At 69.1% G+C, this 20,740-nt stretch carries 23 protein-coding genes and 1 pseudogene; 11 read left to right on the top strand and 13 right to left on the bottom strand.

Annotation, left to right across the window (positions count from 1 at the left end; all coding sequences use genetic code 11):
* Positions 1-33 precede the first annotated feature (33 nt).
* The 6 genes from IPG68_15100 to IPG68_15075 form a co-directional block, all read right to left on the bottom strand.
* Positions 34-534: an MMPL family transporter gene (locus IPG68_15100; GenBank protein MBK6764502.1), complete on the bottom strand. Its 501-nt coding sequence runs from the start codon at positions 532-534 to the stop codon at positions 34-36.
* Positions 531-2,315 carry an MMPL family transporter gene (locus IPG68_15095; GenBank protein MBK6764501.1) on the bottom strand — a complete coding sequence of 595 codons (1,785 nt, stop codon included), beginning with the start codon at positions 2,313-2,315 and terminating at the stop codon, positions 531-533. Before IPG68_15095 ends, IPG68_15100 begins: the two co-directional genes overlap by 4 nt.
* Before the next feature lie 94 nt (positions 2,316-2,409).
* Entirely contained in the window at positions 2,410-3,309 is a 900-nt protein-coding gene (locus tag IPG68_15090) for an aldose 1-epimerase (protein ID MBK6764500.1), read from the bottom strand.
* Positions 3,306-3,833 carry a peptidase gene (locus IPG68_15085; GenBank protein MBK6764499.1) on the bottom strand — a complete coding sequence of 176 codons (528 nt, stop codon included), beginning with the start codon at positions 3,831-3,833 and terminating at the stop codon, positions 3,306-3,308. Before IPG68_15085 ends, IPG68_15090 begins: the two co-directional genes overlap by 4 nt.
* 202 nt (positions 3,834-4,035) lie before the next feature.
* The gene (locus IPG68_15080) at positions 4,036-4,815 is read right to left on the bottom strand and encodes an SDR family oxidoreductase (GenBank protein MBK6764498.1); all 780 of its coding nucleotides are present in this window, start codon (positions 4,813-4,815) and stop codon (positions 4,036-4,038) included.
* A gap of 107 nt (positions 4,816-4,922) precedes the next feature.
* Complete coding sequence (locus IPG68_15075) at positions 4,923-5,840, bottom strand: peptidoglycan-binding protein (protein MBK6764497.1); 918 nt, start codon at positions 5,838-5,840, stop codon at positions 4,923-4,925.
* Between the two features lie 340 nt (positions 5,841-6,180).
* Here IPG68_15075 and IPG68_15070 point away from each other — a divergent pair, with 340 nt between their 5' ends.
* The 4 genes from IPG68_15070 (at position 6,181) to IPG68_15055 (ending at position 9,330) form a co-directional block, all read left to right on the top strand.
* On the top strand, positions 6,181-6,873 hold the full coding sequence (locus IPG68_15070) for a metal-dependent transcriptional regulator (protein MBK6764496.1): 693 nt from the start codon (positions 6,181-6,183) through the stop codon (positions 6,871-6,873).
* Positions 6,873-8,099, top strand: a complete 1,227-nt coding sequence (locus tag IPG68_15065; GenBank protein ID MBK6764495.1) for a deoxyribodipyrimidine photo-lyase — start codon at positions 6,873-6,875, stop codon at positions 8,097-8,099. Before IPG68_15070 ends, IPG68_15065 begins: the two co-directional genes overlap by 1 nt.
* 122 nt (positions 8,100-8,221) lie before the next feature.
* Positions 8,222-9,028 (top strand): ParA family protein, encoded by an 807-nt coding sequence (locus IPG68_15060; GenBank protein ID MBK6764494.1) that lies wholly within the window; start codon positions 8,222-8,224, stop codon positions 9,026-9,028.
* Complete coding sequence (locus tag IPG68_15055) at positions 9,025-9,330, top strand: hypothetical protein (GenBank protein MBK6764493.1); 306 nt, start codon at positions 9,025-9,027, stop codon at positions 9,328-9,330. Before IPG68_15060 ends, IPG68_15055 begins: the two co-directional genes overlap by 4 nt.
* A gap of 6 nt (positions 9,331-9,336) precedes the next feature.
* On the opposite strand, the gene pdxH is transcribed toward IPG68_15055, so the two are convergent.
* Positions 9,337-9,987: a pyridoxamine 5'-phosphate oxidase gene (pdxH, locus tag IPG68_15050; GenBank protein ID MBK6764492.1), complete on the bottom strand. Its 651-nt coding sequence runs from the start codon at positions 9,985-9,987 to the stop codon at positions 9,337-9,339.
* Between the two features lie 80 nt (positions 9,988-10,067).
* Between pdxH and IPG68_15045 the strand changes: the two genes are divergently transcribed.
* The 6 genes and pseudogenes from IPG68_15045 to IPG68_15020 all read left to right on the top strand — a co-directional run bounded on the left by IPG68_15045 (position 10,068) and on the right by IPG68_15020 (position 14,717).
* Positions 10,068-11,210: a citrate synthase 2 gene (locus tag IPG68_15045; GenBank protein ID MBK6764491.1), complete on the top strand. Its 1,143-nt coding sequence runs from the start codon at positions 10,068-10,070 to the stop codon at positions 11,208-11,210.
* A gap of 60 nt (positions 11,211-11,270) precedes the next feature.
* A complete protein-coding gene (locus IPG68_15040; GenBank protein MBK6764490.1) occupies positions 11,271-12,386 on the top strand; it encodes a phosphoserine transaminase in 1,116 nt (371 codons plus the stop codon).
* 60 nt (positions 12,387-12,446) lie between these two features.
* The gene (locus tag IPG68_15035) at positions 12,447-12,902 is read left to right on the top strand and encodes a hypothetical protein (GenBank protein MBK6764489.1); all 456 of its coding nucleotides are present in this window, start codon (positions 12,447-12,449) and stop codon (positions 12,900-12,902) included.
* 134 nt (positions 12,903-13,036) lie between these two features.
* The gene (locus tag IPG68_15030; GenBank protein MBK6764488.1) at positions 13,037-13,270 is read left to right on the top strand and encodes a DUF2530 domain-containing protein; all 234 of its coding nucleotides are present in this window, start codon (positions 13,037-13,039) and stop codon (positions 13,268-13,270) included.
* Positions 13,263-14,280: pseudogene (locus IPG68_15025) on the top strand (DUF3027 domain-containing protein). Before IPG68_15030 ends, IPG68_15025 begins: the two are co-directional and overlap by 8 nt.
* Complete coding sequence (locus IPG68_15020) at positions 14,277-14,717, top strand: hypothetical protein (GenBank protein ID MBK6764487.1); 441 nt, start codon at positions 14,277-14,279, stop codon at positions 14,715-14,717. Before IPG68_15025 ends, IPG68_15020 begins: the two are co-directional and overlap by 4 nt.
* Before the next feature lie 2 nt (positions 14,718-14,719).
* Here IPG68_15020 and IPG68_15015 read toward each other — a convergent pair whose 3' ends face one another.
* From IPG68_15015 to IPG68_14995, 5 genes are all read right to left on the bottom strand, one after another.
* Entirely contained in the window at positions 14,720-15,097 is a 378-nt protein-coding gene (locus tag IPG68_15015) for a cold-shock protein (protein ID MBK6764486.1), read from the bottom strand.
* 73 nt (positions 15,098-15,170) lie between these two features.
* A complete protein-coding gene (locus tag IPG68_15010) occupies positions 15,171-15,875 on the bottom strand; it encodes a deoxyribose-phosphate aldolase (GenBank protein MBK6764485.1) in 705 nt (234 codons plus the stop codon).
* Positions 15,872-17,494 (bottom strand): phospho-sugar mutase, encoded by a 1,623-nt coding sequence (locus IPG68_15005; GenBank protein ID MBK6764484.1) that lies wholly within the window; start codon positions 17,492-17,494, stop codon positions 15,872-15,874. Before IPG68_15005 ends, IPG68_15010 begins: the two co-directional genes overlap by 4 nt.
* Positions 17,491-18,282: a purine-nucleoside phosphorylase gene (locus tag IPG68_15000; GenBank protein ID MBK6764483.1), complete on the bottom strand. Its 792-nt coding sequence runs from the start codon at positions 18,280-18,282 to the stop codon at positions 17,491-17,493. The genes IPG68_15005 and IPG68_15000 overlap by 4 nt, the downstream gene beginning before the upstream one ends.
* Positions 18,283-18,351: 69 nt before the next feature.
* The gene (locus IPG68_14995; GenBank protein ID MBK6764482.1) at positions 18,352-18,804 is read right to left on the bottom strand and encodes a gamma-glutamylcyclotransferase; all 453 of its coding nucleotides are present in this window, start codon (positions 18,802-18,804) and stop codon (positions 18,352-18,354) included.
* Positions 18,805-18,882: 78 nt separating this feature from the next.
* Between IPG68_14995 and IPG68_14990 the strand changes: the two genes are divergently transcribed.
* Positions 18,883-19,833 carry a pirin family protein gene (locus tag IPG68_14990; GenBank protein MBK6764481.1) on the top strand — a complete coding sequence of 317 codons (951 nt, stop codon included), beginning with the start codon at positions 18,883-18,885 and terminating at the stop codon, positions 19,831-19,833.
* Position 19,834: 1 nt separating this feature from the next.
* Here the strand turns inward: IPG68_14990 and ligD are convergent, their stop codons facing one another.
* Entirely contained in the window at positions 19,835-20,665 is an 831-nt protein-coding gene (gene ligD / locus IPG68_14985) for a non-homologous end-joining DNA ligase (protein MBK6764480.1), read from the bottom strand.
* Positions 20,666-20,740 lie beyond the last annotated feature (75 nt).

Below are 20,740 nucleotides of genomic sequence, written 5' to 3'. Positions count from 1 at the left end.
CGCGACAGCGTCGCCACCTCGCGCGGGACGCGCCTACTTCGCCCCGACCAACTCGGGGTCGTCGTCAACGATCTCGTCGTCCGCGCCCTCGGCCTCCATGTGCACCTCGGGCAGGAAGCCCAGCCACTTCGGCAACCACCAGGTGGGCGGCCCGATCCAGCTCATCAAGGACGGCACGAGGACCAGGCGGATGATGAAGGCGTCCACCAGAATCGCGGTGGCCAGACCGACGCCGAAGAGTTTGATGGTGTCCTCGGGCGTCGGGATGAACGCGAGGAAGACGCTGGCCATGATTGCGGCCGCGATGGCCACCACCCGGCCGGACCCGGCCAACCCGCGGCGCACGGCCAACTGGTCGTCTTTGGTGTGATCCCACTCCTCGTGCATGCGGCTGACCAGGAACACCTGGTAGTCCATGGACAACCCGAAGAGGATCGCGAACACCATGATGGGCAGGAAGGGCAAGATCGGCCCGGTCGAGGTCAGGCCCAGCAGGTCGGCCCCCCAGCCCCATTGGAAGACCGCGGTGGTCACACCGAGGGCGGCCCCAGGCTCAGCAGGCTGGTCACCGCACCGATCAGCGGGACCAGCACCGACCGGAACAGGATGGTCAATGCGATGAATCCCAGGCCCACGACCACAGCGAGGAACACCGGCAGCGCATTGGACAGCACCGAGGTGAAGTCATTGGTCACGGCCGTCGAACCGCCGACGTATGCGCGCAGGGTTGTGCCCTCTTCGGCCCGCGGGATGGTCTCGGTCCGCAGGCGTTGCAGGAGTTCGTCGGTGGCCGGATCCTGCGGCGCCGATTCCGGGATGACCTGGATGGCGGCGATCGTCTGGTGGGAGGTCACCGACACCGGGACCATGGCCTCGTTGGGGATGGTCCGGGCCACCCCGGGGGTGTCGTTCAGGTCGCGGATCAATGAGCGCAGTGAGTCCTCATCCAGGGCGTACGGCAGCTGGACGGCGAGGAAGAACGGGCCGTTGCTGCCCGGGCCGAAGCCGGCGGCCTGCAGGTCGTACGCAGTACGTGCGGGGCTGCCCACCGGCTGTCCGCCGTCGTCGGGGAAGCCGAGGCGGATGCTGAAGTAGGGGATGGCCAGCACCATGACGAGCACGGCGGCGCTGATCGTGTACAGCCAGGGCCGGCGCTGAAGGACGTGGCCATAGTGGGCCCAGCGGCCGCCCTCGGGGTGCCATTCCTTGTGCTTGCGTGCCCAGGGCATGCGAATCCCCAGTGACTTCGCTCCCAGCAGTGAGAGCAGCCCGGGCAGCAGCCACACTGCCGAGAGCATCACCATGGCCACAGTCAGCGAGGCGGCGATGGCCAGGCCGTTGAAGAAGCCGATGCCCAGCACGAACAAGCCCAGCAGGGCGATGATCACGGTCGTACCGGCGAACTGCACCGCGCGCCCGGCGGTGTTCACGGACTCGTACGCCGCGTCCTTGGGGTCGTGCCCGGCCATGACCGCCTGCCGGAAACGGTTGAGGATGAACAGCGCATAGTCGATACCCACGCCCAGCCCGATCATGGCCGCGAGGGTGGGGGCGAAGGTCGCAACGTTGAAGAAGTTCGCCGTGAAAGTCACCAGACTCAGGCCCGCACCCAGCCCGAAGATGGCGCTGACGATCGGCAGGCCGGCAGCCACGAGCGACCCGAAGGCGACCAGCAGGATGACGATCGCGACCAAGATGCCGATCGCCTCACCGCTGGGGGGTTCCTGGCCGGCGAAGGCGAGGACCTGTCCGCTGGCCCCGATGGTCACCCCGTCGGTGCCATTGGCCGCCTCGACGTCGTCCACGATCGTGGAGGCGGTCTGTGTTGGGATGTCCGAGGCGCTGTCGAAGGCGATCGTGGCGTAGGCGACCTGACGGTTGTCGCTGATCGGCGAGGTGGCTTCGATGGCCGCAGCAGTGGCCTTGTCGATCTTGGCTTGGATCTCGGGTGGCAGCGGGAAGGCGCTGGCCTGCTGCTGCCGCTCGGGGCACGCGTCCCCGTAGGTGTCGCCGTACGGGGACGTCACGCAGGCTACCCCGGGGAGGTCGGCGAACTTCTCCATCAGCGGGGTGACGGTCTGCTTGACGCCGGCCGCCTCGACAGTTCCGGAGTCCACGCCCCAGATCAGTGTCGCGGTGGCACCGGAGGCGGCGCTAGCACCGCTGGTCTCCGCCAGCAGGTTCTGCGCCACCTGCGATTCGGTGCCGGGCAGCTCGAAGGAATCCTTCAGGTCCCCGCCGAAGCGAGACCCCAGCACTCCGATGACCAGGAACACTGCGAACCAGGCGATGATGGCGACAACGGGTTTGCGCACTGCCCACCGTGCAAGGTGTCCCATGGGTCTCCTCAGATCAACTACTGGAACGGTAGCAATCCGCCGCAGTTGGGCAGTCCGCAGGCTGGTGCGGTCAGGTCACGTCGAGGCGCCAGGTGAAGACCCGCGTCCGCCCGGCCGGCAGCACGTGCCATCCGGCATCGATTCCGCGCTGATCCAGGTGCACCGCGTCCGTGGGGCAGGTGTAGGGCTCGACGGCCACCGCGTCGCGCGCCGGGGTGGTGTACAGCACGTAGTCGCGGAAGGCCGGATCGCTGGAGATGGTCACCGATCGGGCTGCGGACGACAGCCATGCACGCCGGGATATCCCATCGGCCGGTGACAGGCCGGTCAGAACGTCGTCGAGGTGATCGGCCCCGATTCCGCGAGCGGTGCGGAAGTCGAGGCGGGGCGGCACGGCCACGACCTCACCGGTCGGGATCATGTCCTGCAGCGGCCACGTCAGGGCGGCGTCGCACTGCAGCTTCCACTGCTCGAAGGGACCCGGGACGCGCAGGTACGGGTGGAAGCCGAGGCCGAACGGAAGGTCGTCGTCCGGGGCGTGCACCTCGCTGCTCACGATCAGTGCCCCTGGCTCCACCGCGTAAGTGACGCGCAACCGGCCGTCCGCGGGCCAATTGGCACCGGGGGCGTCTCTGGACAGCAGGAACTCGCCAGTGACGCGGTCGGCTGCGGCGGTCAGCACCTGCCACCGGTGGTGGCATGCGAAGCCGTGCAGGCTGGCGCCGGTGGCTGCCTCGTTGCGGGGCAGCGCGTAGTCACGGCCTGCCCAGGAGAACGTCGCGTCCGCTATGCGATTGGGCCAGGGGAACAGGATCGGTGTCCCGCTGCGGGTGGGGCTGCCGGCGGGGAACAGGTCGGGTGCCTGGTGCAGAACGTCGAAGCCGTCCACCACCAGGGAGAAACAGTTGAACCCCAGGTCGGGTGCCACCCGGGCGGTGGTCGTCCCCTGCGTGATGGTGAGGATGTTCATGCAGCGACCAGGGTGGCCAGCACGGCGAGGTCGGCGTCCTGCCAGGGGTCGACATCCATGGCGCTGACCAGTCGGGTGACGGTGCCGTCGGCTTCGGCCTCCACCCAGACCGCCCGGTGCTCAAGGCCCAACTCGGGGATTCCCGGCAGCCACAGTGCGCCCGATGCGGCCCCGTCGGCCTCGGGCAGCGACGGGCGGGTCTCCGCCGGGGGATGCAGCACGAACAGGGCAGGCGGCCGAGGTCGGGCCAAGGATCCCGGTCCGGGGGCGTCGTCACCCAGGACGGGGCCGGCGCTGGCCATGACACCCACCGCCGGCGCGTGCCCCACATCCGGGGCATTCTCGCTGGCCCGGAACACCGTGGTAGTGGCGAGCACGCCGGGCACGGCCGCCACCCGGACGGCCAGGGCCAGCACGTGGGACCACTCCAGCGTGGTGTCCGGCCATCGCCGATGCAGCAGGAAGCCCGCCAGGGTGAGGTCCCGGCGGTGGAAAGGGGACACCTCGACTGGATCCTTGTGCATCGTCACCTCCCGTCGTGGGACCTGAGGCTACGCGCCGGGCCGCAGGGGATGCACGGTGTGGGGACGGCCCGGTGGCCGCGGGTTACGAGGGCGTTGGAGGTGCCGCAGGGCGGGAGCGTTCCAACCGCGCAGTTTCGCTCCCGGCTGTCCGTTTCGCTCCCGCCTTGGGCTGGGGCCGTCGAGTGTGCGGGGGGCCAGGCCGTCACCCACCCAGCGTCGGACCGGCGATGTCGAACCCGCCGTCACAGGTGAAGGTGGTCCCGGTGATGTAGTCGCCGGCGGGCGAGAAGAGGAAGGCGACCATGGCGGCGACCTCGTCGGCGGTTTGCAGGCGCCCGGCCGGCAGACCAGAGCCGATGGCTTCCGGCGACATTCCGTAGCGCTCCCAGGCAGCCGTGTGGACGATCCCCGGAGCAACTGCCACGGCCCGGATGCCGAACCGTCCCCACTCCATGGCCCAGTTGCGGGTGAGCGACTCCACACCTGCCCGCGCCGCCGAGGAGTGGGCCATCAGCGGCATCCCGCGGTGGGGGGTCATCGTGATCGACACGATCTTGCCGTAACTGGCGGGGATGAAGTAGCGGTTGGCGACCTGGGTGGTGAGGTACCAGGGGGCGTCGAGGTTCAGGCGGGTGACTGCGCGGAACCCCTTGTAGGTGATGTCCTGGGCCTGCGCGACGAATTGCCCGCCGGCGTTGTTGAGCAGGAAGTCGCACGCCGCCACGGAGGTCAGCATCTCGTCGACCTGCTCGGGTTCGCGCAGGTCCGCGGTGGCTGTGCTGATGAGTTCGGGGTTGTGGGCGGACGTCTCCTGCAGTGCCTCGAGTTTGCGGCCGACCACAGTAACGCGGGCCCCCAGGTCCGCCAGCAGTTGGGCACTCGCCCGGCCGATCCCGGAGCCGCCGCCGGTCACGATGGCGCTGCGGCCAGTGAGGCAACCGGGGGCGAATACGGACAGTGCGGCGGGGGAGGAGGGAGCCATGGGGCGGACTCTACCGACCTACTGGTTGAGCACCCGCCCGTAGTAGACCTTGTCCGAGTACACGCGTTCCAAGGAGACCACCCGGCCCGTGCGCGGCGCGTGCCACATCATGCCGTTGCCCGCGTAGATGCCCACGTGACCGATGAAGTTGTTGGCGTAGTTGTAGAAGAACACCAAGTCGCCGGGCTTTGCCTCCGCGGCGCTGATGTGGCGGCTCTTGTCGTACTGCCAGACCGTGTAAGCCCCGCCGAGGTCGATGCCGACCTGCTTGTAGACCCACTGCGTGTAACTGCTGCAGTTGAAGCCCTGCTCGGGGAGTAGCCGGTGGCCACGTACGGCACGCCGGCCTGGGACGCGGCCACCTTCAACACCTGGGCGGCGGTGGCGTTGGACGGTGCTGGCAGAGCGGCCGTGGAGTCGGTGGGTGGGGCGGGGGCCGGGGCAGGCGGCGTGAAAGTCACCTTGCCGACCTTGCGCCATGTCCTGGGATCGACGATCCCGGTGACCGGCAGTTTGGCGGCGGTCTGCAATGCCTTCACGAACGACGCGGTGATGGGCCCGAAGTAGCCGGTCTGCGGCTGGACCCCGAGTTCCTTCTGCAGGAACAGCACGGCGGCGCCACGGTCGCCGATCTGCAAGGTCGATGCGGTCATGGCGTTGGTGCGCGAGGCCGCCTTCTTCGACTTCTTCTTGGACGCGGCGCGCTTGGCCGCCTTGCGCTGCTGCTTGGCCTTCTTGGCCTTGGTGCGCTGTGCCTTCTTGTCCTTGGTGAGAGAGGCCCAGGTCAGCGGGCCGACGACACCGGTCGTGGGGATGCCGTGCGCCCGCTGGTAGGTTGTCACGGCCTGCAGGGTGATGGGCCCGAAGTATCCGGTCTGGGGGGAGATGCCCAGCAGTTTCTGCACGCGGGCCACCGCTGGGTGTTCCATGCCGGAGGTGAGGATGGGCGCCGGGTCCGCGAACGCCGGGGCCGCCGGCGCCAGGAGCGTGCAGACCGCCACGCCACTGATCACGGTGCGTCTCATGCCCGCCTCCCTAGTCTCCGCATGTGAACTCGGTTGTCTTTCGGTGAAAGTCAAGCGACACGCCCGATGTTTCACGTAACGGTTATGTCACGCTAGCCGATCGCCTCCGGGGGTCGCCACCCAATCCTTCGGCACGACGGGCGGCCTTGTCCCTGATCAGGGCCATGATTCGGACAAGAGGCCAACATCTTGTGCCGATCTGCTGAGACTGCCCCACATGTAGGTAGGAATGCGAAACGGTGAGTGATGTATGTCACCCGAGTGCGCGGCGACCGGGGTGGTGACGCAGCGTGGTCGGCGCGGGGGTTGCACCGGTCGACCACTGCGACACAATGTTCTGGTGAGCGGCGAGTTGATCGATACCACAGAGATGTATCTGCGCACCGTCTTCGAACTCGAGGAGGAGGGGACCGTCGCCTTGCGTGCGCGCATCGCGGAGCGGCTCGGGCAATCCGGGCCCACGGTGTCCCAGACAGTGGCCCGCATGGAACGCGACGGGCTGGTCGTGGTGTCCGGGGACCGCCATCTCGAGCTGACGCCATCCGGTCGCGCATACGCCGTGTCCGTCATGCGCAAACACCGCCTCGCCGAATGCCTGCTCGTCAACGTCATCGGCCTGCCTTGGGAGGACGTGCATCCGGAGGCCTGCCGCTGGGAGCACGTGATGAGTGAGGCCGTGGAGAAGCGGATCTGGGAACTCCTGGACCACCCGACGACCTCTCCGTACGGGAATCCCATCCCGGGGCTGTCCGAACTCGGGGCCGACAGGGAGACCGACCGCCGCCCGGCGCCGTCACTCAGCGAGGTCGCAGCCGGTCTCGACGATGCGCCGGTGCGAGTGCTCGTGCGGCGGATCGACGAGCCCCTGCAGACCGAGCACGAGGTCATGTCGGCACTGCGCCGCGCCGGCGCGACTCCCGGTGCCACGGTGAAGGTGAGCCGGTCGCCGGGTGGCCTGCTCATCGGCAGCGGCGGCGAGTACGCCGAGGTGACGCTGGGAGTGGCCGAGCACATCGTCGTCGAACCCGTCTGATGCCCGCGATCCACTGGTTCCGGCGAGATCTGCGGGCAGGCGACAACCCTGCTCTGGAGGCCGCTGGGCCGGATGCCGTCGGGGTGTTCATACACGATCCGCGACTGGCCGGGACCGGTGAGGTGCGTCGGCACTACCTGGATGAGGCCTTGGCGGAACTGGGTGAGCACCGCCGGTTGCTGGTGCTCCGTGGTGACCCGGCAACGGTCCTTCAGCAAGTTGCGGGTGAGGTCGGCGCGACGCAGGTCTTCTGTACCGACGACACCACCCCGTTCGCCCGCCGCCGCGATGATGCGGTTGCCTCCGCGCTGGCCGGCTACGGCATCACGCTGCGCCGCGTGGACACTCCATACGCTGTACCTCCGGGGGAACTGCGCAACGGGTCCGGCAACCCTTACCGGGTGTTCACGCCGTTCTACAAAGCGTGGATTGCGCGCGGCTGGGCCGCACCGTCGTCCCCGTCACCGGACACCCGGGCGCTGCGGCGGTGGCGGGAGTTCCGGGAGGCGGGTCTGCCCCCCTACAAAGCACGCCGCGACCAGCCTGCGTTGCAGGCGACCAGTCGGCTGTCCGCGGCGCTGCACTTCGGGCAGATCCACCCCCGCACGATGCTGGCCGAGATCCCTGCCGTGGCGACCGACCCGTTCGCCCGGCAACTGGCATGGCGGGAGTTCTACGCCGACGTGTTGTGGCACCAACCGCACGCGGTCTGGTCCAGCCTCGACGCCCGCTTCGACTCCGACATGGCCTACGACCGTGACGACGATCTGTTCACGGCGTGGACGCAGGGCCGCACCGGCTACCCGTTCGTCGACGCGGGCATGCGGCAACTGCTGGCCGAGGGGTGGATGCACAACCGCCTTCGCATGGTGACCGCCAGCTTCCTCATCAAGGACCTGCATCAGCCCTGGCAGAAGGGTGCGGCGTGGTTCATGGCGCACCTCGTCGATGCGGACGTGGCCAACAACCAACTCGGCTGGCAGTGGGTGGCCGGCTGCGGCACCGACGCCGCGCCGTACTTCCGCATCTTCAACCCCACCACGCAGGGCAGGCGTTTCGACCCTGACGGCGTGTACATCCGCCGCTACGTGTCTGAACTCGCCGATGTCGCGGACCCGCACGAGCCGGGGGTGCTCGCAGTCGACTACCCGGCGCCGGTCGTCGACCACGCCCGTGCGCGCGATGAGGCGCTGACACGCTTCCAGGCGCTGCCCAGCCGCTCCTGACCCGCTGCGACCCGGGGCGGTCGGGCAGGGCGTTCCGGCCGCCGGGCCGGCGACGCTGCGCATACCGGGGGTTTCCTGCGTGAATACTGGGGAAACTGCCTGATCAGTGCCATGATGTGCGGATGGATGCCCCCGTCGTCGCTGTGCTCAGCCTCAAGGGCGGCGTCGGCAAGACGACAGTCACGCTGGGCCTGGCCAGTGCTGCCAAACATGAGGGTCGCCGGGTGCTCATCGTCGACCTCGACCCGCAGGCCAACGCCACCGCGGGGCTGAACCTGCCGGAACCCGCCTCTTACTCGACCTCCGACGTGCTCTACGACGGCCGCTCCGGGGTGGCCGTGGATGCCATCACCAGCACCGGTTGGGGGGAGGGGGTGGACGTCATCGCCGCCGAGCGGGCGTTGGAGCACCGCGCAGTGCCATCGGGGGCTGATCCGGTCCGCCGTCTGCAGAGGGCATTGCGCGGCGTCATCTCGCGCTACGACCTTGTGCTCGTGGACTGCCCTCCGTCCCTGGGAGAACTGACCCGCAACGCGCTGTTCGCGGCCACCCAGGCCGTGGTGGTCACGGAGCCCTCCTACTTCGCGGTGCAAGGCGCCCAGCAGGCTGTCGAAGCCGTGCAGGTCGCGGGGCAGGAGGGGAACCCCCGCTTGTCGGTGGTGGCCATCGTCCCCAACCGCACCCGCGCGGTGCTCTCGGAACACCGGTTCCGGCTCGAGGAGCTGCGCGAGACGTTCGGGGCCACGGTGACCGAACCCATCCCGGAGCGGACCGCTATCCAGCAGGCGCAGGGTGCCGGTGTGCCCATCCATGCCTGGAAGTCCGTGGGCGCGCGATCAGCCGCCCGCACCTTCGACGAACTGCTCGGCCGGGTCGCCGACATGAGCAGCCGCGACATCGCCGACGAACTCGCCCGGGAGGGACGATGATCAACCCGCCGCCACGACCCGCGCTGCGCAAGGCTCCCGACGCCGACGTGCACCCCGTGGCCCCTGTACCGCCGAGCGTCCCCGCGCCGCGGCCGGCTCAGTTGCGCCCGGTCGTCGGGATCGGTGGTCGCACCTCGGACACCCTGGTGACGCGCACCCGCAAGAAGAACAAGCGGACCACCCTCGAGGTCAAGGTGCCCAAACAGGTGGCCAAGTCAGCCCGGCAACTAGCCAAGGTGCGCGGCGACGATCTCGACGACGTCGTCGCTGCAGCACTGCAGGCATACGTGGAACGCGCCTAGCGAGCCCTACGGCGCCAGGCGCTGCACCCACCAGTCCAACACCTCATCGAGGCGGCCCTCGCCGCGTGCGGTGAGCAGGAGGCGATCGTGCAGGCGTGAAGGCTGCCCCTGCCAGAACTCGATGGACGTGGGGCGCACCAGGTAGCCGCCCCAGGTGTCAGGGCGCGGGACTTCCGCGGGGAAGCGATGCGTCGCCTCGTCCCACTTGTCGCGCAGGTACTGCCGGTCGGGGATGACCTGCGACTGGGGGGAGGACCAGGCGCCGAGTTGGGCGTCGCGCGGCCGGGAGCCGAAGTAGTCGTCGGACTGCGCTGCGGGCAATCTCACCGCGACCCCCGTCACCCGCACCTGTCGGTGCAGCGGCTGCCAGTGGTAACACAGGCCCACCTGCGGGTTCTCATCGATCTGCTGGCCCTTGGCCGAGGCGTAGTTGGTGAAGAACACGAAGCCCTCCGGCGTGACCTCCTTGCAGAGGATCGTGCGCACGTGCGGCTGGCCGCCGGCATCGACGGTGGCCACGGTCATGGCATTGGGTTCCTCGATGCCGGCAGCATCGGCCTCGTGCAGCCAGCGCGTGAACTGATCCAGCGGGGTCTGGGCCAGTTCGGCTTCCACCAACGGCCCCGACCGGTAGTCGATCCTGCGTATCTCGTTCATATCCGCCTCGTCGCAGCGCGAATGCGCTTCGGCCACTAGGTTATTGATCGAAGCGGTCCATTCAAGCGCTGGAGTAGCAGATGAGCGAATTCGTACCGGGTCTCGAAGGAGTCGTCGCGTTCGAAACGGAGATCGCGGAGCCTGACAAAGAGGGCAGTTCACTGCGGTACCGCGGCGTGGACATCGAGGACCTGGTGGGACGCGTCTCCTTTGGCAACGTCTGGGGCCTGCTGGTGGACAACGAGTTCAATCCCGGCCTCCCCCCCGCAGAGCCCTTCCCCATCCCGGTGCACTCCGGTGACGTACGGGTGGACGTGCAGTCCGCGATCGCGATGCTGGCCCCGGCCTGGGGACTTCGACCGCTGCTGGACATCGACGACGACACGGCCCGCGAGAACCTCTCGCACGTCTCGGTCATGGCGATGAGTTTCGTGGCCCAGTCGGCGCGTGGTCTGGGGCAGCCGATGGTGCCGCAGGCGCAGATCGACAAGGCCCGCACGATCGTCGAGCGATTCATGGTCCGGTGGCGCGGTGAGCCGGATCCGGCGCACGTGCAGGCCGTGGACGCGTACTTCGTGTCTGCCGCGGAGCACGGCATGAACGCCTCCACGTTCACCTCGCGCGTGATCGCCTCCACGGGCGCGGACGTGGCCGCCGCCATCTCGGGCGCGATGGGTGCCATGAGCGGGCCCCTGCACGGAGGTGCGCCGAGTCGCGTGCTCGGGATGATCGAGGAGATCGAGCGCAGCGGGGACGCACGTTCGTACGTCAAAGGTGTGCTGGACCGCGGCGAGCGGCTCATGGGGTTCGGGCACCGCGTCTACCGCGCAGAGGACCCGCGCGCACGCGTCCTGCGGCGCACTGCCCGTGAGCTCGACGCCCCGCGGTACGAGGTTGCCGAAGCGCTCGAGCAGGCCGCACTGACCGAGTTGCGCGAGCGCCGGCCGGACCGGGTGCTGGAGACCAACGTGGAGTTCTGGGCGGCGATCGTGCTCGACTTCGCCGAGGTCCCGGCGCACATGTTCACGTCCATGTTCACCTGCGCCCGGCTCGCCGGGTGGAGCGCGCACATCCTCGAGCAGAAGCGCACCGGCCGCCTGATCCGGCCTTCCGCCCGCTACATCGGTCCCGCGCCGCGGCGCCCGGAAGACGTGCCCGGGTGGGATCCGGTCATGGTGGCCCCCAGCGGATACCACCCGGAGGTCGGCTTCCGCGTGGAGTGACGCCCACTCCTCGCCCAGGCCCGTCACCGCCCACGTGACGTACGACACTAGCCTGGAACCGTGACCGACCTTCAGATTCCCGCCGACCTCAAGCCCGCCGACGGCCGTTTCGGCAGCGGCCCGTCCAAGGTGCGCCCGGAGCAGCTGGACGCGCTGTACGCGATGGCCCCCACCTACCTGGGCACGTCGCACCGCAAGCCGGGCGTCAAGAACCAGGTCAAGCGACTGCGGCAGGGATTGCGGGACCTGTTCTCGCTGCCCGACGGCTACGAGGTCGTGATGGGCAACGGCGGATCCACCGCGTTCTGGGACATCGCCACCTTCGGACTCATCGAGGACCGCGGGCAGTTCCTGTCGTTCGGTGAGTTCGGGTCGAAGTTCGCCAAGGCCGCGCAGACCGCCCCGCATCTGGGGGAGCAGGACGTGCGGACCTTCGAGCCGGGCACAGCAGGGCCGTTCGAACCGGCGGCCGGGCTCGATGTGTACGCGAGTCCGCACAACGAGACGTCGACCGGTGTGGCTATCGCGGCGGTCCGCCCGGCGGGTGCCGGCGACGCCCTGATCATGTTCGACGCAACATCGGCCGCCGGCGGGTTGCCGGTGGCTGCCGACGACTTCGACGTCTACTACTTCGCCCCGCAGAAGTGCTTCGCCTCCGACGGCGGTCTGTGGTTCGCGCTAATGTCCCCGAGGGCGCTGGAGCGAGCGGCGACGATCAAGGCCACCGACCGCTGGATGCCCGCCTTCCTGGACCTCAACATCGCCATCGACAACTCCGTGCAGGAGCAGACGTACAACACCCCGGCGCTGGCCACGATCGCCCTCATGGCCGAACAGGTCGACTGGTTCAACGGCAACGGCGGCCTGGTCTGGACGACGGCCCGGACCGCCGAGAGTTCCGGGATCCTGTACGACTGGGCTGAGCAGACCGAGTACACCACGCCCTATGTGAGCGACCCGGCCCTGCGCTCGCCGGTCGTCGGGACGATCGATTTCGCCGACGGGGTGGACGCCGCTGAGGTGGCCAAGGTCCTGCGGGCCAACGGCATTGTGGACGTGGAGCCGTACCGGAAGCTCGGCCGGAACCAACTGCGGGTGGCGATGTTCCCGGCCGTCGAGCCGGCTGACGTCGAGGCGCTGACTGCCAGCATCGACTGGGTCGTGGGCCGGCTCTGAACAGCGGCGCGCCAACGGGTGCTCCCCCGGGTGAGCCACCCCTCGGCTTAGCCTGAAGGGGTGAGCGACTACCCCACCATGGCCATGCCGCCGGCGCAAGACCCGGAAATGCCGCCCGAGGAGCCGAAATCCTCGCGGTGGCCGATCGTGCTGGCGGTCCTGATCGCCATCGCGCTCGGACTCGGTGGCGGCGCACTGTGGGCCTCGCGGAGCACGCCCGACGAGCCGGAACCGACGCCCAGCCCGACGGCCACGCGATCGGTGACCGCCTCCCCGACCGCCTCCCCGACCTTCACCACGGCGGCGCCCACGACGCAGGCACCCACCACGCCGGCACCTTCGCCCACTCCCACCGCCACGTCGGCCAGTCCGAGCGTGTCGGTGAGTGCCACGCCCAAGGGCAAGCCCACCAAGACCACCTCCCCGCCGCCGATCGAGGAGGAGATCGAACCCACGGAGGTGCCGCCGTCGGCGGTGTCCGGGGAGGGTGACTTCGAGACCAACGGAGCGCCCTGACCGTGGATCCCCGCACCCGCCGGACGGTGACTCTGGCCGTGCTGCTCGGTCTGGTGGTCCTGCTGATCGTCCTCGCGGCCCTTCGCTGATGCCGCGACCCCCCGCGCGGGCAGGGAGGTAATACAGTCGGACCTGTGGAGGTACAACCCCTTGACGAGGACGGCGTCCAAGCCGTCACCTTTGGCACGTTCGCGTGGCTGGTCGCGTTCGGGGTGCTTTACCTGTTCTTCCGCGATGAGTTGCAGGCACACGGCACGAACTGGTGGCTGACGGTCTGCCTGGTGGGGGCAGGATTGGGCCTGGCCGGCCGCTGGTACACCGTCCGGCGCCGTGAGGCATACCGACAGGTACGGGAAACGCATGGATGACGACCAGACCGATGACGGCGTTCTGACGGTCGTCATCGGTGACGAGCACAGCGATGACTCCCCGCGCGCTGTGCCGGGGGGCGCTCGTGACTGGGATCTCGACGACGTCTGCGCCGCAGCCGTGGAGGCGGCACGGGCAGCGCTGCTGGAGGAGGCGGACGAGGCCGTGATCGGGGAGCACCTCGGGGTGCTGGCCGAGGGCCCACTGGTCGTCACGCACTACTTCGCAGGCATGGTCCCCGGCTACACCGGTTGGCGCTGGGCGGTCACAGTGACCCGCGCGCCGGACAGCGACACCATCACCGTCGATGAGACGGCTCTGCTGCCCGACGGTGACGCACTGCTGGCCCCGGTGTGGCTGCCCTGGAAGCAGCGCATCCAGCCCGGCGACCTCGGTACGGGGGACGTGCTGGTCACCGAGTCCGACGATCCCCGGCTGTTGCCCGGCATGGGCACCAACGACGCCCGACGATGACGACGACCAGATGCGGCCCCTGCAGTGGGAACTCGGACTGGGGCGGGTGCGCGTACTCAGCCCGGAGGGGCGCAGAGAAGCCGCCCAAAGGTGGTACCGCGAAGTTGGTCCTCGTTCGCCGAGCGCCCGCAACAGTGAACTCGAATGCGCGTCCTGCGGCTTCCTGGTGCTGATCGGCGGGCCGATGGGACAGGCTTTCGGGGTGTGCGCCAACGGCTATTCGCCGGTCGACGGCCGGGTCGTCGCGATGACGTCCGGATGCGGGGCGCACAGTGAGACGATCCAGATTCCCCCGGTGGCGGTGGCAGAGATCGTGATCGACGAAGCCGGCTACGACGACATGGGGGCGATGCCCGACGAACCGGAGGACGCCGGGCCCGCCGACGACGAAGCGCCTTCTGACCAGACGCAGCCGGACGAGACGCAGCCGCCGACCGACCCGCCGGCCATCCCTGAGGCCGTGGACTCCCCACAGGACCTCGAGGGCGACGGTCGTGCGACGATGCAGGAGCCGAACGGGCAGGAGGACGCATGAAGAAGGTGGCAGGGATCGTGCTGGCGGTGGCCGGCGTGACGGCGTTGGCCTCCTGTGAGAAGCCGCCGCCGGGGGTGACGGTCTTCACCGGCACGAACTCCGAGCGGCTCAGCCCCACCTGCTTCAGCTGGGACGGCCAGATCGACGCCCAGCAGTGCATCACCGATGCCGCCCAGCGTGCCGCGAGCGGGCAAACGGCGTCGTTGTCCGTGGTACCGGAGAACGTCGTCGGCATCAGTGTCGACCCGGCGATCGCCGACCAGGGCTGGTACCCCACGATCGCCGGTCAGCGCCTCACTCAGGAGAGCATCACGGAGACCTACTTCCGGTTCACGTTCCCGAGGGTGCCCGCCAGCCCCGAGGGGTATCCGTTGGCCGTGATCTCCGAAGGGGAGCAGAAGGGTGTCTGGGCGCTGCGGATGAACGTCCGGAGCTGACGCTAGACGTCGAGCTGGTCGGCCACGGCCCGCAGCAACAACGCGGTCTTGGCGGCCTTGGCGTCGTCCGGGTAGCGTCCGGCTCGCAGCTGGCCGCCCACGGAGTCCAGGAGTTTGATGAGGTCCTCCACGACGGGGCTCATCTCTTCGGCCGGCCGCCGGCGGGCCTTCGTCACGCTCACGGCGTCAAGGACGGTCACCGACAGGGCCTGCTTGCCCTTGCGGCCGTCGATCACGCCGAACTCCACGCGGGAGCCGGGTCGCAGCGTGACACCTGGCTCCAGTGCGCTGGCGTGGACGAACACCTCGTCACCGTCCTCGGCGGCGAGGAAACCGAAACCCTTCTCGGTGTCGAACCACTTCACTGTGCCCGATGGCATCCTTCAACTCCTGTTCGTGCGGACAAAGGACCAGTCTACAAACCACCGCCGGACCTGCGGTCCCACCGGTTCGTCAGTAGTCGCCGCTGGCCTCGCCGCCGGCGAGGACCGCAGCGGTGCCCGATAGGCCCAACCGACTGGCGCCGGCCTCGACCATGGCCACGGCCGCGTCCCAGGACCGGATGCCGCCGCTGGCCTTGACCCCGAGCCCGTCACCGACGGTCCTGCGCATGATGTCGACCGCGTGCGCGGTGGCGCCACCGGCGGGATGGAAGCCGGTGGAGGTCTTGACGAAGTCGGCGCCCGTGTCCGCGCAGATTCGGCAGACCTCGATGATCTGCTGATCGGTCAGCGCCGCGGACTCGATGATGACCTTGAGCAAGGTGGCCGGGATCGCGTCCCGGACAGCTTTCACATCGGCGTGCACCGCGGCCCAGTCGCCGGCGATCGCGTAGCCGATGTCGATGACCATGTCGACCTCGTCGGCGCCGTCAGTGACCGAGCGGGCCGCCTCCGTGGCCTTGATGCCGTCCTTGTGCTTGCCGCTGGGGAAGCCGCACACCGTGGCCACCTTGGGGCCGTGCAGCCAGTCGGCAGGTACCGGCAGGAACGACGGTGAGATGCAGACGCTGAACACGCCGAGTTCGTCGGCCTCCTGGCACAACGCCTGCACGTCGGCGGTCGTCGCCTCCGGCTTGAGCAGTGTGTGGTCGACCATGCCTGCTAGGCGGGCGGGGGTGATCATGGTGTCCTCCGGTCGGTGGGTCGGCTGGGTCATACGGCGGCGAGGAAAGCCTCGAGTCCGGCGCGCAGGACAGCCATCCGCTGTGCTGCACGGTCCCGGTCCGCGGCGAGGTCCCCGGACTTCTCCACGACTTCGAGGTACACCTTCAACTTCGGTTCGGTGCCGCTGGGGCGGGCGATCACCCGGCCGCCGCCGCCGAGGGTGAGCCGCAGCCCTTCGGTGGGGGGCAGTCCGGTGGCCGCGGTGTCGGTGAGGTCGGTGACCCCGGCCAGGTCCGCGATGGCCTCGCCCGGGCGGTCCTGCAGGGCGGCCAGCGCACGGTCGCGGTCTGCGAGTTCCTGGACCCGGATGCTGATCTGGTCGGTCAAGTAGACACCGTGCTCGGCGGCGAGGGCATCCAACTGGGCGCCGACGGTGCTGCCCTGTCGCTGCAGGTGCGCGGCGAGTTCCAGCATCCGCACCGAGGCGCTCACGCCGTCCTTGTCTCGCACAGCGGCCGGATCCACGCAGTAGCCCAGCGCCTCCTCGTAGCCGAAGACGATGTCGTCGGGGCGAGTGATCCACTTGAATCCGGTCAGCGTTTGGCGGAAGCCCAGCCCGGCGGACGCGGCGATGGCACCGAGCATGGAACTGGACACGATGGTGGTCACCAGGCTCCCCTGTGCAGGACCCCGGGTGGCGGTCCACCAACCGAGCAGGACCCCGACCTCGTCGCCGCGCAGCATCCGGAAGCCCTCAGCCGTGGGGATGCCGACGGCGCAACGGTCCGCATCGGGGTCGTTGGCGATGATCACGTCGGCGTTCTCGCGGGCCGCGGCGGCCAGGGCCAGATCCATGGCACCGGGTTCCTCGGGGTTGGGGAAGGCCACCGTCGGGAACGCCGGGTCCGGCTCGAACTGCTCGGCCACGCTGAACAGATCCACGAAACCCAGTCGCTCGCACACGGTCTGGAACAGTTGCCCGCCGACTCCGTGCATGGCTGTGTAGACCACGCGCAGGTGGGCACCTGCGGTCGTGGCCGGATCGGCCAGGGAGACGACTCGGTCCAGGTAGGCCTCCACGATGGCCTCGTCAAGGGTGGCCCAGTCCGCCGATTGCGGGATCTGCCCGAAGTCCGGCTGCGCTGCGATCCGCGCGGAGATCTCCGCGTCCGCCGGCGACACGATCTGCATCCCATCACCGAGGTAGACCTTGTAGCCGTTGTCCTCCGGCGGATTGTGGCTGGCGGTGACCACCACGCCGGCGTCGGCGCCGCGCGCACGTATCGCGTAGGCGAGCACCGGGGTGGGCAGGTTGCGGGGGAGGACCTCTGCGGTCAGCCCGGCCCCGGCCGCGATCGCCGCGGTGAGTTCGGCGAAGGCTTTGGAGTTGTGGCGGGCGTCGTAGCCGACGACGATCTTGGAACCACCGGTGTCCGTGACGTACTGGCACAGCCCGGCGGCAGCCTTGGCCACGACGATGTGGTTCATCGCCGCCGGCCCGGGGCCCAGCGGGCCCCGCAGCCCGGCCGTGCCGAAACTCAGGGGACCGGCGAACGCCGTCGCCAGTCGCTGCGCGTCGCCGTCGTCCAGCCACTTCTGCAGCGTGGCGCGCGTCTGGGGGTCGGGGTCCTCGGCAAGCCAGGCGTGGGCCTGGGAAACTACGTCGTTCACACGCGCTCCAGGATCGTACTCAGCAGGTTCGTCAAACGGGTTGCCGCGTCCTTGCCGGCTTGCAGCACCTCCGCGTGGTGCAGGGCTTCGCCGGTCATGCCGGCGGCCGCGTTCGTCACCAGCGACAGACCCAGGAGCTCCAGTCCCGCAGCCCGGGCCGCGATGGCTTCCAGCACGGTGGACATGCCGACGAGGTCGGCGCCCAGGATCCCGGCCATGCGCACTTCCGCCGGGGTCTCGTACTGCGGACCGGGGAACTGCGCGTAGACCCCTTCGGGCAGGTCGGGGTCCACCGACTTGGCGACGTCGCGCAGGCGCCGGGAGTAGGCGTCGGTCATGTCCACGAAGTCGGCGCCGACCAGAGGTGTGGTCGCGGTGAGGTTGAGGTGGTCGCGGATGATGACCGGCTGCCCGGGCGCCCACTGCGGGTTCAACCCGCCGCAGCCGTTGGTGAGCACCAGCACCGAGCAGCCTGCCGCCGCAGCGGTGCGCACCCCGTGGACCACGGCGGCCACGCCGCGCCCCTCGTAGTAGTGCGTGCGACCGGAGAAGAACAGGACCTGCTTGTCCCCCACCGTGCAACTGCGCAAGGAACCGCTGTGCCCCACGACGGCCGAGGCGCTGAACCCAGGGAGGTCGGTGTAGGGGATGTCCGCGGTCACGGTGAAGGAGTCGGCCGCCCCGCCCCATCCGCTGCCGAGGACCACTGCGACGTCGTGCCGGGGCATGCCGGTACGCTCGGCGATTGCGGTGGCGGCCGCTGCGGCCAGTTCGTCAGGAGTCGTCACGACCCCCAGACTAAGCGCTCGGACGCTTGTGTGGCGGGTTGTGCGATTGCTCGGCCGGCGGCCTCGGATTCAGGGTCCGATCGACGAGCAGGGGCGGTTGCGCAACTCGCGCACGTAGTCCTCTGGTGCGCCGGCCACCTCGGCGGCGTCGGCGATCCTGCCCAGGTAGCGGGCAGAGGGCAGGCCGCCCTCGTAGTCGTTGAGCACGTAGAGCCACGCCACCACGTCACCATCGAGGGTCACCACACGCACCCGGATCTTGGAGTAGATGCCCAGTTCGGTGCCTTCCCACTGGTCCATGAGGTGCTCGTCCTGGGCGTTCACGTCGTAGAGGATCACGAAGACCTGATGGCCCGGGTCCTCGACGACCGTGGCCAGCGCACCCTCCCAGCTCATGTCCGCCCCGCCGAACGTCAGCCGCCATCCGTCCAACCACCCGACGCCGGCGGCCGGCGAGTGCGGGGCCATCTCCACCATGCGCTCAGGGTCCATGCTCGAGCCGTAGGCCGCATACAGAGTCACGCTGAGAAGGGTAGCGCCCGCCGTGCGGGGCGACGCGGGTCGCTGGCCTTCCTGGCGAATAGGTGCTGCAATCGCGCCATGAGCAACCTCGAACAGCGTCCGCAGGAACAGCCATGTGCGGGGCACCCTCACGGTCAGCCGTCGCCGGAACCCAGGCTGTTGGAACCGCGCGAGGTCCCGCTGGGCGGTCCGCGCGCGATGACTGTGCGCCGGACCGTGCCGCACAAGGAGATCCGCACCGTGGGGGCCTGGTGTTTCGTGGACCACTACGGGCCCGAGCGGATCCGGATGGCGGTGCCCCCGCACCCCCACGTCGGGCTGCAGACGGTGTCGTGGCTGTTGTCCGGCTATGTGGAGCACCGGGACAGCCTCGGATCCCTGCAACGGGTCCGTCCCGGCGAACTGAACCTCATGACGGCCGGCCACGGGATCGCGCATTCGGAGTACTCCGTGGGCGAAGGGGTGCTGCACGGCGTGCAGTTGTGGGTCGCCCTGACCGATGAGCACCGCGCGGGCACGCCTGCCTTCGAACACCACGGTGATCTACCCGTGGTGCACGAGCCGGGGATGCGGGCCACCGTGGTCGTCGGCGAGTTCGCCGGTGCAGCGTCCCCGGCGACGGTGCACTCGCCGCTGGTGGCCGCGGAACTCGTGGTGTCGGCAGCCGTGACTGTTCCTCTGCGCCCGGATTTCGAGTACGCGGTGCTCGCACTGGACACCGACATCAGTGCTGACGGCGCCCGGGTGCCCCATGGCGCTCTGCAGTACCTCGGCTGGGGCGCCACAGAGCTGCGCCTAGCGGCCCCGGCGGCCACCCGGGTCTTGGTCCTGGGTGGGGAACCGCTGGCCGAGGACCTGCTCATGTGGTGGAACTTCGTGGGGCGCACGCACGCCGAGATCGTCGCTGCCCGGGAGCAGTGGCAAGCGGGGGATCCACGGTTCGGCGAGGTGCCCGGGGACCCCAACCCGCGCCTGCCGGCGCCGGCACTGCCGACCGTTGCCCTCAAGCCGCGCCCCTCGCGGCGGTGAGTCACGCCTGCATCAGGTCGCCGTACTCCTGCAGGCGCGCAATCGTCTCGGTGAACAGGAATTGCTCGGACAGGCCTCTTTCCACCTCATCCCAGGTGACCGGGGTGGCGGCGAAGGGGAGGTCCTTGCCGCGCAGGGAGTACGGCGTGATGGTCGTCTTCGCGGGGTTGTTCTGGCTCCAGTCGATGAACACGCGCTTCTCGCGCCGGGATCGCGTCATCGTGGCCACGATCTTCTCGGGCTCCTGGGCCGCGAGATCCCCGGCCATGGAGCGGGCGTAGTTGAGGACGGCTTCGCCGTCCATCGGTTCCGGGAAGGGCACGTACAGTTGCATGCCCTTGGACCCGCTGGTCACCGGGACAGACTCGAGGCCGTCAGCGCGCAGGTATTCGGCGACCAGCAGCGCCACCTCGCAGCACTCCGGGAGCCCTGCCCCCGGTCCTGGATCGAGGTCGACCACCAGGCGGTCGCACAAACCCGGTTCGCGCCACTGCGGTGTGTGGAGTTCCAGTGCGTTGTTCTGCGCCGACCACACCACGGCAGCGACCTCATCGAAAACGGGGTAGTGGATGGAATTGACCACCTTCTCGGGGATCCAGTCCGGCATTCCCTCAGGAGCGTTCTTCTCGAAGAATGACTGCCCGCCGACCCCGTGCGGGAAGCGGATCCGGGTCGCGGGCCGTCCCGTGGTCTGCGCGATGATGGCGTGACCGACTGTGGCGTAGTAGTCGATGACCTGGCTCTTGGTGATCCCCAGTCGCGGGTACATCACCTTCGTGAGGCTGGTCAGCCGGACGCGGCGGCCCTCCACTTGCGTGACGATGGCTGACATACGCCGACTCTAGTCAGCGGACCCTCGAAACACCTGATCAGCCGGGTGAAGATCGTGTGAAGAAGGTGACTGCCG

Source organism: Micrococcales bacterium, assembly GCA_016703125.1.
Classification (GTDB): domain Bacteria; phylum Actinomycetota; class Actinomycetes; order S36-B12; family UBA10799; genus JADKAV01.
The sequence above is the reverse complement of the archived record's forward strand: the minus strand, read 5'-3'. Positions and strand labels throughout refer to the sequence as shown.